9 protein-coding genes are annotated in these 14,588 nt (G+C 66.1%); 2 read left to right on the forward strand and 7 right to left on the reverse strand.

All coding sequences use genetic code 11. The features are described 5' to 3' along the window. The first annotated feature begins 4 nt into the window (after positions 1-4). Positions 5-649 (forward strand): ABC-type transport auxiliary lipoprotein family protein, encoded by a 645-nt coding sequence (locus Q0330_RS02420; protein ID WP_299473879.1) that lies wholly within the window; start codon positions 5-7, stop codon positions 647-649. A 5-nt stretch (positions 650-654) separates the two neighbouring features. On the opposite strand, the gene Q0330_RS02425 is transcribed toward Q0330_RS02420, so the two are convergent. The 7 genes from Q0330_RS02425 to Q0330_RS02455 all read right to left on the reverse strand — a co-directional run bounded on the left by Q0330_RS02425 (position 655) and on the right by Q0330_RS02455 (position 13,763). After that, positions 655-1,440, reverse strand: a complete 786-nt coding sequence (locus Q0330_RS02425) for a 3'(2'),5'-bisphosphate nucleotidase CysQ (RefSeq protein ID WP_299473882.1) — start codon at positions 1,438-1,440, stop codon at positions 655-657. After that, positions 1,427-2,764, reverse strand: a complete 1,338-nt coding sequence (locus tag Q0330_RS02430; RefSeq protein WP_299473885.1) for a metallopeptidase TldD-related protein — start codon at positions 2,762-2,764, stop codon at positions 1,427-1,429. Before Q0330_RS02430 ends, Q0330_RS02425 begins: the two co-directional genes overlap by 14 nt. A 133-nt stretch (positions 2,765-2,897) precedes the next feature. Further along, positions 2,898-4,451, reverse strand: a complete 1,554-nt coding sequence (locus tag Q0330_RS02435; RefSeq protein WP_299473888.1) for a DUF2125 domain-containing protein — start codon at positions 4,449-4,451, stop codon at positions 2,898-2,900. A gap of 227 nt (positions 4,452-4,678) precedes the next feature. Further along, a complete protein-coding gene (locus Q0330_RS02440) occupies positions 4,679-5,020 on the reverse strand; it encodes a DUF2853 family protein (RefSeq protein WP_299473891.1) in 342 nt (113 codons plus the stop codon). Positions 5,021-5,120: 100 nt separating this feature from the next. After that, positions 5,121-10,835 carry a translocation/assembly module TamB domain-containing protein gene (locus Q0330_RS02445; RefSeq protein WP_299473894.1) on the reverse strand — a complete coding sequence of 1,905 codons (5,715 nt, stop codon included), beginning with the start codon at positions 10,833-10,835 and terminating at the stop codon, positions 5,121-5,123. Then, positions 10,835-12,754 (reverse strand): BamA/TamA family outer membrane protein, encoded by a 1,920-nt coding sequence (locus Q0330_RS02450; RefSeq protein ID WP_299473897.1) that lies wholly within the window; start codon positions 12,752-12,754, stop codon positions 10,835-10,837. The genes Q0330_RS02445 and Q0330_RS02450 overlap by 1 nt, the downstream gene beginning before the upstream one ends. A gap of 82 nt (positions 12,755-12,836) precedes the next feature. Continuing rightward, positions 12,837-13,763, reverse strand: coding sequence for a glucokinase (locus tag Q0330_RS02455; protein ID WP_299473900.1), 927 nt, complete (start codon positions 13,761-13,763; stop codon positions 12,837-12,839). A 125-nt stretch (positions 13,764-13,888) separates the two neighbouring features. On the opposite strand from Q0330_RS02455, the gene Q0330_RS02460 reads away from it, so the two are divergent. Further along, a partial coding sequence (locus Q0330_RS02460) for an adenosylhomocysteinase (RefSeq protein ID WP_299473903.1) occupies positions 13,889-14,588 on the forward strand: 700 nt, incomplete at its 3' end.

The raw sequence follows: 14,588 nt of genomic DNA on the forward strand, positions 1-14,588 counted from the left end.
TGATATGAAAAAAGTGACCCTTTTCATCGCCCTTGCGGTTGCAGGCCTTGGTCTTTCGGGCTGCGGCGACGGGACCGGGACGGCGCGCTATATCATCGACCCGCCGGATTCGGCGCAACGCACCGGCGATCAGCTTGGCGCGACCGAGCTGAAAGAGGTCTCGCTGCCCGATTACGCCGCCGCCGACGAGATTTCCTGGCAGGATGCCGATGGCGCGGTCCGGGCCAGCAACAAGGTGCTTTGGGCCGACAAGCCCGAACGTGCCTTCACCATCACGCTGGCCCGCGCGATTTCCGAGATTTCGGGCGCTTCGGTGGTGCCCGAGCCCTGGCCCTTCCCCTCGCCGCCCAAGCACCGGCTGGATGTGCGGGTTGAGCAGGCCCTGGCCGCGAATGACGGCTATTTCCACCTGAAAGGCCGCTATTTCGTCGCTGCCGAGGGGTCGGGCGCGGGCTCGCACCATGCCCGGGTCTTCGACATTGCCGTGCCGGTCGATCAGAATCAGCCGGATTCGGTGGCCGATGCGGCCTCGGTTGCGATCACCATGCTGGCCGAACAGATCGCGGGCCTTGGCGGTCCGGGCACCACCATCGTGGCGACGGTGCCGGGTGGCGGCGATCCCTATGCGAACCTGCCGCCGCTGTTTTAAGGCGCTCAGCCCCTGACCAGCCGGGCCATGATCTCGGCGTGAAGGTCGGGGCCGGCGATGACCAGCCCGTCCAGACGCGGTTCGGGATTGTTGAAGCGCATGGGACGGTCCTTCTGGGTTGTCACCTGCGCCCCGGCGCGTTCGGCGATCAGGCTGCCGGCGGCGATATCCCATTCCCAGGCGGCGCGCATCGACATGGTGGCGTCGAAGCGTCCCTCGGCCACCAGGCAAAGCCGCCAGGCCAGCGAGGGCCGGAAATGCCGGCGGAAGCCGGGCGCGATCCCATCCGTCCAGTAACCGGGATCGAGCGTCGCCTTCGTGGTCAGCACATTGGCGCTGTCGATCCCGGCTTGGGAAACCTGGATCGGCTCGCCATTCAGGGTCGCCGGGCCGGTCTCGGTCGCGGCATAGGTCAGGCCCATGACCGGCAGATGCACCACCGCTGCGACGATGCGATCGTCGCGGGTCACGGCCAGCGAATGCGAGAACCCTTCCTGTCCGTCGATGAAGGCGCGGGTGCCGTCGATCGGGTCGATGATGAAGCAATGCGCCGCATCCAGTCGCGAGGCGTCGTCGGGGCTTTCCTCGGACAGCCAGCCGTAATCCGGGCGCGCGCCCAGAAGCGTGGCGCTGAGGTAATCGTTGACCGCCAGATCGGCCTCGGTCACCGGGCCGGCGCCCTGTTCCTTTTCCCAGGTCGCAGGCTCCTGCCGCCAGAAGCGGCGGGCGATCTTTCCGGCTTCCAGCGCGGCATTCACAATCAGGTCGAGGTCTTGGTCAGGCGCCGGCAACGGTCATTCCTTTGACAAGCAGGCTGGGAACGCGGGTGGCGCGCCAGTCGCGCGCGTCATTGGCCGGGGTCAGACGCATCAGCATCTCGCGCAGGTTTCCGGCAATCGTGCATTCGTTGACCGGGTGGCTGATCTGGCCGTTCTCGACCCAGAAGCCGGCGGCCCCGCGCGAATAATCGCCGGTGGTCGGGTTGATCGACGCCCCCAGAAGCGAGGTCACCAGCAATCCGCGCCCCATATCGGCGATCAGCGCCTCGCGGCTGGCGGCGCCCTCGGTCATGGCGATGTTCGACAAGCCCGGTGCCGGTGGCCCGCCCAGCCCGCGCACGGCGCTGGCGGTGCTCGTCAGCCCCAGCTTGCGCGCCGTCGCCAGGTCCAGCGTCCAGGATGTCAGCACCCCGTCGCGCACGATGTCGCGCGGGCCGGTCGCCAGCCCCTCGGCATCGAACATGCGCGACGAGGACATGCGCGGCAGATGCGGGTTCTCGCGCAGCGAAATGCCCTCGGGCAGGACCTGCATCTCCATCGCGTCGCGCAGCCAGCTGGCGCCGCGCACGATGGCGGTGCCATTCACCGCGGCCAGAAGATGCCCGATCAACCCCGAGGAGATGCGTTCGTCATAAAGAATGGGAAAGGCGCCGGTCGGCGGCTTCCGGGCACCGGAACGGGCGACGGCACGTTCGCCGGCAAGCTGGCCGATTTCCTCGGGCGAGGGCATGTTCTCGGCCCAGATCCGGCCTTCGCCGGCATGGTCACGCTCCATCCCGGCGCCGGTGCCGCTGATCGCGGTGCAACTGGTCGTGTGCTGGCTGCGGCGCTGACCGCCTTCGAACCCGTTGCTGAGCGCCATCCAGCTTTCGCGTTCGGAATGGCTGGCGCTGGCGGATTCGACCGTGCGCACGCCTTCGACCGCAAGGGCTGCGGCCTCGGCGCGCAGGGCGCGTTCCTCAAGCGCTGCGGGGTCGGGGGCTGCACCGGGGTCGAAAAGCTGCAGCGCCGAGGCATCGAGATCGTGCGCCAACTGGTCGGGATCGGCCAGGCCGAGGCTGTCATCGACCGGGGCGGAACGTGCCATGGCGACGGCGCGCCGGGCCATGGTGCGAATGGTTTCGGCGCGGTGATCGGCGCCCGAGACGCTGGCCTGACGCCCGGCGATCAGCACCCGCAGCCCGATTTCCACGCCTTCGGCGCGTTCGGCATGTTCCAGCCGCCCCTCTCGCACGTCGATGCCGGTGGCGCTGGCGCGGATCGCCATCGCTTCGGCTTCCTCGGCGCCTTCCTCGCGGGCGGCCCGAAGCAGGGCATGGGTCAGGTCCTGGAGCATGTCTTTCCCCTGCGGATCGGTGGTTGTGCTCGCCCTCGTAATGGCGGGCAAGCCAAGGCGCGCGCAACCCCCAAAATGAGAAGGGCCGCCGCGATTCCGCGCGGCGGCCCGTGATGTTTCCGGCGCGGCAGGTTTACTTCACCTGCTGGCCATTGGCGAAGATCGAGCCGCCCTCCTTGAACTCGATTTCCGAGGTCAGTGCGTCGGCATTGTCCGGGTCGGGCTTGGCGAACATGGCCAGCATCATGCGCATGCCCATGGCCTGATCCTGTGGCATCAGACCGGCGGCCGACAGCTTGTCGAACAGCGCATTGATGCCGGTCAAACGACCGCTGATCATGCCGACCGGCGTGGTCAGGTCGCCGCCATCGGGGCTGTTCAACTCACCCGTCGCAGAGACGGTTGCGCCCAGAGCGGACAGGTCGATCTTGTTGATCTTGACCGAGCTGACCTCACCCGGCGCGACCGTCGGATCGGCCATGGCCTCCGGATCGAAGATGTCGACATCGAGGCGCGCCATGCCCGACAGGTCGACGGTCAGGTTCGCAGGGTCGCGCGGCAGCGCAGATTGCGGGTCGAACATGCCCCAGATACCTTCCGACAGCGTCAGGCCGGCGAAACCATAGGCGAAGGCGAAAGGCTGTGGATCCTCAGACGGGCTGACCGGCATTTCAAGATTGAACTGCGCGCTGTCGATACCGTAGCTGATCGGGAATGGCAGATCGGGGACCGTCATATCGGTGCTGGAAGCGCCTGAGGTGCCCGAATAGCCGATGCGCCCTTCGGAGATCAGAAAGTCCAGTGCGAAGGACTCGACGGTCGAGGCGATGGCCACGGCTTCCGGACCGCCGGGGCCGCCGCTATTGGTCACGTCGATCTTGATGTCGGTCGCGCCGCCCTTGAAGCCGCCCTTGACATCCAGCCCGGCTTTCAGCGCCTGGGCCATATTCGCGCCAAGATCGGCGCCAGCCGGCACGATTGAATCGGCATTATAGACGAGATCGGCCATCGTCGCGACAATCACGGCCGCGCCCTGCTCATCGGCATAGTCGACATTCATCGTGAGTTGATCTGCCGCGCCGGTCTGGCTGAGCTTGAAACTGTCGCCGGACTCGATGTGCTCGGTTCCGGTGAAGTTGGTCAGGGACATCTTTCCGGGGTTTTCAATGACCTTGCCATCGGCGGCGACGATGCGGTTTACCGCCACTTCGAGGGTTGGGAAGTCGTATTCATAAAGGTTACCGGTGCCATCCTCGCGCACGGTGATGCTCTCACCGGGGTTGGTCATGGCCAGTTCCACGGTCACGCTGACCATCTTTTCGGCATCGGCTGGCGTGTCCAGTGCGCTTGCCGGCTTCGGGATTTCCGTGGTGATGACCATTGCGGACTGGTCGGGCAGGTCCATGCTGACACCGCCATCCCCGGTTGCGTTCAGGACTACGTCGCCAAACTGCACTTCGACATGCGCGTCCGACGGCGCGTCAGCAGGGGTCTTCTGCGACAGAACCAGTCCACGAACGGTGACGGTATCGCCAGCTTCTTCGACCGCCTCGGTCTGAACGGTCAGACCGAAGGCCTCATAATACTCGCCGAGCTGTTCCCAGACTGAACTGGGCGTGATTTCGGCAAGTGCCGGCGAGGAGGCGAGAATGACGGCAAGGGCAGTCGCGGTCGAATATCTGGTCATAGAGGGCTACCTTTTGAAGAAATGAAGGGTCAGCGAACCTTAACTTGTAACGCGCGAGACACTAGACGACTGTCCGGGTATCGTCCAGAAACCCGATGATAATATCGTGAAATTGGTTAGCGGATCGGCTGGAATAAGCCGATCCGCTAACCGGAATTTTGCCAAAGGCTGCATTGGGAGGCTGCACAGATGCGCCCCCAAAGCGATCGACTGACCGGCAGAATGGCTCAGCCGTAGACGGCTTCCTTGCCGAAATGCTTGGTGAGCAGATAGTAAACCACCGGGCGATACTTGTTGCGGTTGGCGGTTCCGTAATCGGCGATGACCTTGTTGATCGCCTCCATCAGGTTCGGCCCGTCGGCCAGGCCGAGCTTCTTGATCAGGAAGTTCGTCTTCACCCGCTCCAGCTCTTCCTTGTCGCTGGCGGCGACGGTTTCGCTGTCGGCGTTGTAGATGGATGGGCCGCAGCCGATAGTGACCTTGGTCAGCAGATCCATATCGGGCGTCTGGCCCAGCTTTTCCTTGATATCGGCGGCGTATTTCGCGATCAGGTCGTCCCGTTTGCTCATCCGGCTTCCTCCTTGTTGCAATTGTTAAGTCTTCACGCGGGGAAGCCTAGTGCGGCATCCGCCACGGGTAAAGCCTTTGCTTCGGCAGGGGCAGGGCCGCTCAATAGTCCTTTTCGTAATAGAGACCCAGCGTGCTGTCGCCCTCGCTGTCGACCGAGCCGCGCGCGGTCAGCGCATCGGTCACGTCGAGGTTGATATTGATCTGGGTCTGGCCGGCATCGTCCAGTTCGACATCGGTATAGACATTGCGGGTCAGGTATTTCCCGGCGCGCACGGCCACGCTGCCATCGTCGTCGACGGTCATGTCGAGATCGTCGAGGCCGGTCGCCTCGCGGATATTGGCGACGATGCCCAGCCCGCCCGATCCGGCAAGAACTGCCAGCGCATTGGCCAGTTGCGCCGCCTGAAGCGGGCTGATCTGGTCCAGCCCCTGCCCGAACAGCAGATAGGACAGGACCTCTTCCTCGGGCAGCGAGGGGTCGGATTCGAAGGTGATGTCGGGGTCGCGGACCTCGCCGTCGATGATGATGCGGATGGTGATGTCATCCTCGACATGGCGGGCGACGAGGCGGATGACCGGGATCAGGCTGCCCTGCAATTCGACCAGCCCCTCGGCCAGATCGAAGCGCTTGCCCAGAAGGTCGACCCGGCCCCGGATCAGCGACAGATGCCCGATCGGCACCGGCACGCGGGCATTGCCGGTGATCTTCAGATCGCCGCCAAGCTCGGCATCGACGCCGCGACCGCGGATGAAGACCTGGTTCGGGGCGTTGATGGTCAGATCGAAGCGCGCCGGATTGGCAGGCGGGGTCGCCGCCGGCCCGCTGAGATCGGCGGCCTGCGCGGCGGCGCTGCCATAGGCTTCCAGCCCGGCCTTGGCGCGGGTGGCGGCGGCGCGCCAGTCGTCGTTGACATGAACGATATCGGGAATCGCCTGCGCCCCTCCCATCCCGGTCGAGGGGATGCGGAACTCGGCCTGGGCGATATTGATGGTGCCGCTGACCAGCGGCCCTTCCGAGGCGACGCCGGTGATCGAGACGGTGCCATTCGCGGTCAGCTCATAGAGGTTCGGGTCGCGCAGGGTGGCTTGATTGAGCTGCGCCGTAAGGTCCAGAACCGGCGCGCCGCCCCGCAGATCGACGGCGCCATCGACGGCGATATTGCCCCCGCCGCTCAGCCCGCCGGCGATATCGATATTGATGAGCCCGCGTTCCAGCCCGGCATCCAGCCGCAGATGGTCGATGGTCAGGCCCAGTTTCGGCTCTGCCAGCCGGCCATCCGGCATGGTGACATTGCCGCTGATCGCCTCAAGCCCCGGTGCGCCCTGCATCCGCAGATCGAAGCTGAGCGGTCCCTGCACGCTGCGGGTGCGCAGGAAGGGATTGGCGAGGGCGGCATCGCCGACGCCGGTCATGCGCAGGTCGGTCTCGGCGCCGGCCACCTGTCCCACGACCTGCGCCCGGGTGCCGCCGGGGGCGGTGATGGCCAGATCGAGCCTTGCGCCGCCGTCGATCTGCTGCACGGTGCCAAGCGCCTGCGCCGGGCCGGTGATCCCCGGCAGCAGCGGCGCGAGGTCGCCCAGACGCGCATCGACATTCAGACCCTGTGCCGGGTCGCCATTGGCGCTGACCTGAAGCTGCGGGTTGCGGGCGTCGAGGCGCTGCACGATCAGCCCGTTCGGGCCTTGCAGCAGGGCGATATCGGCGGTGGTCTGGCCGCGCAGCAGGCCGTCGACGCGGTCATTGCCGATGCCAAGCCCGTTTGCCGTGGCCTCGGCGGTGATCCGGCGGCCCCCGGTCACGTCCTGGACCTGTGCGGTGGCGTTCAGGCTGCCGCCAAAGCCGGCGAAGCCCAGCCCCGGAATGTTCAGCCGGGCGTTGAGGTCGGTCTGACCGGGGCCATAGACCCCCTGACCGTCAAGGCTGAGCTGCGGGTTCCGGGCCTCGAATTGCTGGATATCGAAGCGACCGCCCTTCTGCACGGCGCGCGCCGTCAGCCGGGTCTCGCCCGCCAGAGCGCCATCGGCCCGGGCATTGCCGACGCGCAGGTTGCGCGCGGTGCCGGTCAGATCGAAGACCCGGCCCTCGGCGCTGTCGGCGATCCCGGCGGTTGCATCCAGCGCGCCGCCCACACCGCCGCCGACGAAGGACAGATCCGCCGCATTGATCTGCGCCGTCAGGTCGGCCTTGTCGGCGCCATAGGTGCCGCTGGCATCGGCGCGAAGCTGCGGGTGGTCGATCCGGGCGGTCTCAAGCGTGACGGTGCCATCCTTGAGCGCGCCTGCCGCGTTGAAGCGGGTCTCGCCCCGCAGGGCGCGCTCGGCCCCGGCCTGACGCAGCGCCAGATCGGTGGCGGTGCCGGTCAGGGTGAAGGCCTGCGCGCCGGTCCGGTCGTCCCGCAGCGTGGCCTCGGCCACCACGGCGCCGGCCATGCCGAGGCCGATGGCGGACAGATCGCTGATCGCCAGATCGGCGCGGGCATCGGTGCCGGCGGGCCCGATCGAGCCTTCGGCATTGATCCGGGTCTGGTCATTGGTCAGGCTGGCGCGTTCGATGGTATAGGTGCCGTCGCGTTCCAGCGCGGCAATGTCGATATCGGTGGTGCCCGACAGGGTGCCGGCATTGCCGCTCTGGCCAAGGGCCAGATCCTCGCCCGTGCCGGCGACGGTCAACCGCCGGGTGCCGTCGCCGGCATCGGCGAAGGCGGCATCCACATCCAGCGCCCCCTGCAACCCCAGGCCCAGCGAGGCGAGGTCGCGCACGGTCAGCTTGCCGGTGGCATCGGTGCGCCCCTCGCCGATTTCGCCCTGTGCGGTTGCGGTCAGTTGTTCATTGGCGACATTGGCGCGGTCGATGCGGATGGTGCCGTCCCGATGCTGCTCGGCGGCGATGTCGATGGTGGTGGTGCCGGTCAGCGCCGCATCGGCCTGCGCCTGCCCGAGGCGGATATTCTCGCCGTCACCCGTCAGCGTGATCCGCCGTGTCCCGGCGGTGTCGGTGGCCAGTTCGGCCTTGGCGTCCAGCGTCCCGGACCAGCCCTGCCCAAGGGCCGCGAGGCTGGCGATCTGCGCCGCCGCCTGCCCGCTGGCGCGGCCATCGACCAACTCGCCCGAGGCCTGTGCGCTCAGCTGCGGGTTCGACAGATCGAGGCTTTTCAGCCGCAGCGCGCCATCGGAAGACTGCTCGGCCAGCAGGGTCAGGTCGGTCTGCCCGCCAAGCGCGCCATCGACATTCTGCTGACCGAGCGCGAGGTCCCGGCCGGTCGCATCGACGCGGATCTGCCGGTTACCGCCGCCGGTCTGGCTGATCGCCGCATCGGCGGTCACGGCACCTTTCCAGCCCGCCCCCATCGGCGCGAGCGTGGGGATGTCCAGCCGCGCATTGGCCTGCGTCCCCGCCGCGCCGAGCGTGCCGGTCGCGGTGACCGAAAGCTGGTCATTGCCGATGCGCGTCTCGCCCAGTGTGATCACGTCGCCGCGCTGAGTGGCCTGCAGGTTGATCCTGGTCTCGCCACCCAGAAGCCCGTCGATATTTGCCTGACCGATGGACAGGTCGCTGCCGGTTCCGGTGATCCGGATATTGCGTGCGGCGGCATTGCCGGTGATCTCGGCCCGGGCGTTCAGAAGCCCCGCGAAACGCTCGCCCAGCGCGCCAAGATCGGTGACATCCAGATCGAAGGCGGCATCGACCGCGCCGCCGGTCATCTTGCCCGCGCCGTCCAGATTCAGCTGCGGGTTCCGCAATTGCAGCGAGGTCAGGCTGAACCCGTCCGCGCCTTCCTGCAACGAGGCATCAAGCTGGGTCGCACCGGCGAAAGCGCCGTCGATGGCGGCAATGCCGGTCTGCAGGTCCGAAGCCGCGCCGGTGACGGTCAGTTGCCGCGCGCCCGGCCCGCCAACCAGCCGGGCATTGGCATTCAGCGTGCCGGCGAAGTTCGGGTCGATATCGGCCAGCGTCGGGACCTTGAAATCCGCCGTGAGGTCCAGATTGGCGCTGTTCGCGCTGCCGCTCGCGCTCAGGCTGATGCGCTGCGCGTTGATGGCCAGATCGCGCAGTTCGGTCCCGTCCTGGGTCCGGCCGGCGGACAGCGTGATGGTGGAATTGCCCTGCAGCAGGTGGTCGAGCTGCGCATTATCCAGTTTCAGATCGGTGCCGGTCACCCGGCCCTCGGCATCGAAAGCGCCGGTCAGGACCTGATAATAGCCGGTCAGTTCTGCCCGCGCCCGGCCCGACAGGTTGCGCCCGGCCAGTTCCGAAAGGTTGGACAGGTTGTCATGGCTGGCGACGATCTCGGTCGTGGACAGCACGATCCCGCTGGTCAAGCCGTCGAGGGTCAACTGCCCGTCAAGCGCGTAATCCTTGCCCGCGATCTTCATCCCGGTCAGCTCCAGCACCTCGCCGGGGGTGAAGTCGAAGCCGGTCTGCCCGGAAATGCTGTCGCCGACGACACGCTGGATCTTCTCATCGGCCAGTTGCAGCCCCGAGGCGTCGAAGCCGAGGGTGCCGTTGATCTGTTGCAGGTGCTGGCCCTCGGCCAGAATGACCTGTCCCTGCCCGTCGAGGTCCAGCCGTTCCAGCGCGACGCCCTGCCGGTCGATCTCGGTCAGCCAGCCCTTCAGCGACCAGCCGGTGCCCTGCGCTGCGTCGAAGCCGATGGCCAGATTGCCCGATTGCACGGTCATCGGCGGGCTGACGAAGGGGATCGCGACCGGCAGGGTCGTGGCCCCGGCCTGTTGACCGAAATCGACGGTCAGATCCAGCATCTGCGGCGCGTTCTGGTCATTCGTCGCCAGCCGGCCATTGATCTTCAGCGCTTCGGTATCGAGGCTGAGCGAATCCAGTTCCAGCCGACCGGTGGCGGCGCGCCAGCCCTTGGCGACAAGCCGGGTATCGCTGCCAAAGAAGGCCCGGTTCTTCGGCGGCAGCAGCGAGGCCAGATCGCCGCCGATCTGCACGTCGAAGCCGCTGCCGGCGGTGCCGTCCGGCCCCTCGGCGCTGGCGAAGGCGATCTGGCCGGTGATGCGCGGCTGCCCGTCGGTGGCGATCTGGATATTGGCGGCATAATCGCTGAGCGGGCCTTCGCCATGAATGTCGGCGGTCACGGCGGGGCGGCCCTCGATCCCGGCCATGCGGCTGAACAGGCCCTCGGGGTCCTCGTCCAGCGACAGGTCGATATTCAGCACCCGGCTGTCATTGTCGAAACTGCCGTTGAAGGTGAAATCGCCCTTCTTGCCATCGGTGCGGTTGATGACGACATCGGCCTTGCCCTCGCCGCCCTCCAGCGACATCGAGCCGGTAACGGTGACGGTTGCATCCTCGCCCAGCAGTTCCTTGCCCAGAACCACGCTTTCGGCATCTATCTTCTCGATCCTGATGCCGACCGGAAGTTCGGGAAGGTTGAAGCTGCGGGCCTCGGTGCTGTTCGGGGTTTCCGTGGCCTGGGAATGCGGGCTGCGGGGGATCTCGATCCGCCTGGCGCTGAGTTCGCCGATCTCGACCCGGCCGCGCAGCAGGGCAGAGCGCGTCCACTGGATCGCGCCATCTTCCAGCCGCAGCCAGGTGCCATCGGCATCGGCGATGGTGATGCTCTGGAAGGTCGCACGAGAGGACAGCGCGCCCTCGAACCCCTGAATATCGACGGTCCGGCCGGCGCTGGACAGCCGGTTCTGCAGCATCCGGGTCAGGAAACCCTTGTCGTCGCTCTCATCGGCGGCAATCCGGGCGAGTTCGTCATCGGTCGCGGCCGTGTCCTGCGCCGGGGCCGCAAGCGGCAGCATCAGGACCAATGCCAGAAATATCAGGATGCGTCGCAACATCAGAAGGCCTGTCCCAGGCCCAGATATAGCTGGACCTTGCTTTCGTTTTCGCGTGGCTCGACAGGGGTGGCGATATCGAAGCGAAGCGGGCCGATCGGGGTGTCATAGCGCATGCCGATGCCAGCGCCCGACTGCCATTCCGAATGTCCTTTCCAGCCGCCCTCGGTCCAGATCTGGCCGGCATCGAGGAAGGCCACGGCCCCGATCTTCTCGCGGACCTGATAGCGCGCTTCGAGGCTGAGATTGACGATGCTCTGGCCGCCGACATAGGCATCCTCGTCGGAGTCATCGACCGGGATATAGAAGCCGAGCGATTCGTAGGGCTGGCCGCGCACGCTGCCGCCGCCGCCCGAGAAGAACAGGTAATCCGGCGGCACTTCGAGGATATCGGGCCCCAGCACCGTGCCGGCCTTGAGCCGTCCCGCGAAGGTCAACCGGTCGTCTTCCATCATGCTGCGATAGACCCGTCCTTCGCCCGTCAGCCGCAGGCCCGAGCCGGTCTCGTTCAGGCCCAGAAACGGCATGACGCCGCCCGACAGCCAGTAGCCGCGCTTGGCGTTCTTCATGTCGTCGCGGCGGTCCCAGGTGATGCTCGCCGGCAGGGCGATGGTCTCGTAATCGTAATAGCCCCAGCCGTAATCGACCCGCGACTTGCTGAACTGCAGGGCAATATCGGCGGTCAGCCGTTCGCTGCGGACATAGCTGAAGCCGAAGCCGACATCCGCGGATTTCTTGTAATATTCCGGCTCGTTCTCTTCCTTGAGCCGCAACTCCACATAGCCGGTCGTATCGGCGCTGAGCGTTGCCGGCCGGTCAAGCCGGACACCGAAAGAGTAATCCAGCCCATCGCCATTGCTGGTGGTGCTGATATCGCCGATCTCGAAATCGACACGGAAGCGCTCGCCCTCGCCCAGCAGGTTGCGATGCAGCCAATAGGCCGAGACCATGGCCCCGTCGACGGTCGAGATCTCGAAGGCGGCACCGATCCGGCGCAGCTTCTGTTCGACCACCGTCAGGCCGACATCCAGGGAGTTGTCGGGATTGAGGGTTTCCGCCTCGACCAGGGTAATGGCCGAGAAGATGCCCGAGCGGCGCAGCCGCTTGCGCACATCGTCCAGCTTCTCGGGATCGAAGGCCTCGCCCTCGGGGAAGCCCGCGATCTTTTCCAGCCGCCGGGTGCTGAGGCGTTCGTTGCCGGTGGTCTGCAGCCGTCCGAAGGTCACCGCCGGGCCGGGATTCAGCTCGACCGAGGATTCCAGCCGCGCGACATTGTGGTCGGCGATGATCTGCTGGTCGGCGACGGCGGCCTTGGCGTGGCTGGCATCGCGCCAGTCGCTGACCGCGCCCGAGGTCGCCCGCTTGATGATCCCGGTGCCGGCGGTTTCGCCGACCGCATATTCCTCGGGTGCGGTCGTGCCGGGCGCCAGCGGGCCCAGATCGGCACGGGCGAACTTGAAGCGCGGGCCGGGATCGACCGCGATCACCACCTTGCCGACATAGGCCGGCGCATCCAGCGGCGCGATTTCCGCCGCCTCGACCCCGTCCAGCGTGATATTGATGATGGCCGAGAAATAGCCCTCGTCATACATGACGCCCAGCGCGCGGGCATAATCGCCGCGCGCCGCCGCCAGCACGTCCTGGCCGGTATTGCGATCCTCATCGAGGGCGCCGGCGATCAGCGAAGCCCGGCGGACCTGCTTTTGCAGATCCTCGTCGCCATCGACGATGACGACGCTGAAATCGACCGGCGGGCCAAGAACGCGGCCGTCTTCGTCGGTGACGGCGGCCTCATCCTTGCTGAACAGGCCCGAGAAGCCAGAGAAGGGATTGGACGACGACGAAGACTGCGCCGGTGCCTCCGCCGCAACCATCCCTGCTGCGATTGCCGCTGTCAGGACAACTTTCGCTGTCTTGCGCATCCCTGCCCCTCATTACCCCTGCTGCTTTTGTTGCAGCCTTGACGGTGAAAATCCAGATTTCACAGCAAAGAACAAGTAAATATCAGGAGATCGCCGCCAGACAGCCGTGCAGGGCCGCCATATCGTCGCGGATCAGCAACAGCGGCGTGTTTTCGGGGATCTCGCGCATATAGGGCTCGGCCAGGAAGGCGGTTTCCAGCGACTGGGTGCGATGGGCAAAGCTGCGCGCGACCGAACCGGCCAGGAACATCCCGTCAAGCGGCATGAAGCGCAGCGCCAGCTCGCGCAGCAGCAGGCCGAAAAGCTCGGTAAACAGCTGATAGGTTTCTTCGGCCTTGCCGTCGCCTTCCATGGCTGCGGTCGAGATCGCCTCGGCGCGTTCGACCTTTTCGCCATGCAGGGCGTGATGCATGGCGGCAAGGCCGCGTCCGGCGAAGGTTTCCTCGGTCGAGAAGAAGGCGCTCATGCGCTCGGCGCCGATGCGGTCTGCAAGTTTTCTGGCGATGTTCGAGGGCAGGTTGGTATGGCCTTCCTCGGCCTCCATGGCGGCGATGCCGCCGCCGGGCAGGCTGCGCACGGCGCAGACATTGAAGCCGGTGCCGGCACCGACGACCAGCGACTGGCCGTTGCGGGCGCGATGCGCCGGGGCGTTGCGCAGGATCGAGACCCCCTCGGCCTCCAGATGCGGTGTCGCATAGCCCAGTGCGGTCAGGTCGTTGATCAGGCGGACATGATCGGCATCGGTCAGCCGCGCCAGCCGGTCCTCCGAGAAATCCCAGTCGCGATTGGTCAGTTCCGCCTTGCCGCCCGAGACCGGGCCGGCCACGGCCACGCAGACCGCCGACAGGCGGGGATTGTCCTGCTCGGTCATGTAGGTCTTCACCACGCGGTCGAAGCTTTCGTAATCCTCGCCGCGATAGCGGGTGATGCTGGATGCGTCGATGACCCCGTTCCGGGCAATCGCCAAACGCGCATTGGTTCCGCCGACATCGGCCAAAAGCATCGCCATCTTTTTCCCCCTCAACTGCCTGATCTTCGCGATACGCGACCCGTTCGGAACGCGCAAGCGTGCGGCTTTCATTGTATCTTAACCGCCCCGGTGCTATCCGCACGCAAACCTTTGAGAGGCGTCAAATGACGGATTACATCATCAAGGACATCTCGCTGTCCGAATATGGCCGCAAAGAGCTGGATATCGCCGAGACCGAGATGCCCGGCCTGATGGCCCTGCGCGCGGAATACGGTGCGGCCAAACCGCTGAAAGGCGCGCGTATCGCCGGCTCGCTGCACATGACCGTGCAGACCGCCGTGCTGATCGAGACACTGGTGGCGCTGGGCGCCGATGTCCGCTGGGCCTCGTGCAATATCTATTCGACGCAGGACCATGCCGCCGCCGCGATTGCCGCAAGCGGCGTTCCGGTCTTCGCCATCAAGGGCGAAACCCTGCCCGAATACTGGGCCTATACCGACAGGATCTTCCAGTTCACGGACGGCACGGCAAACATGATCCTCGACGATGGCGGGGATGCGACGCTGTATATCCTGCTCGGCGCGCGGGTCGAAGCCGGCGAGACCGGCCTGATCGAGACGCCCACCAGCGAAGAGGAAGAGGCGCTTTTTGCCCAGATCAGGAAGCGGCTGGCGGAAAGCCCCGGCTGGTTCACCCGGCAGCGCGATGCTCTGCAGGGCGTCTCCGAGGAAACCACGACCGGCGTCCATCGTCTTTACGATCTGCACAAGAAGGGCCTGCTGCCCTTCCCGGCGATCAACGTCAACGATTCGGTCACCAAGTCGAAATTCGACAACAAATACGGCTGCAAGGAATCGCTGGTCG

This window comes from uncultured Paracoccus sp. (genome assembly GCF_937873615.1).
GTDB lineage: Bacteria > Pseudomonadota > Alphaproteobacteria > Rhodobacterales > Rhodobacteraceae > Paracoccus.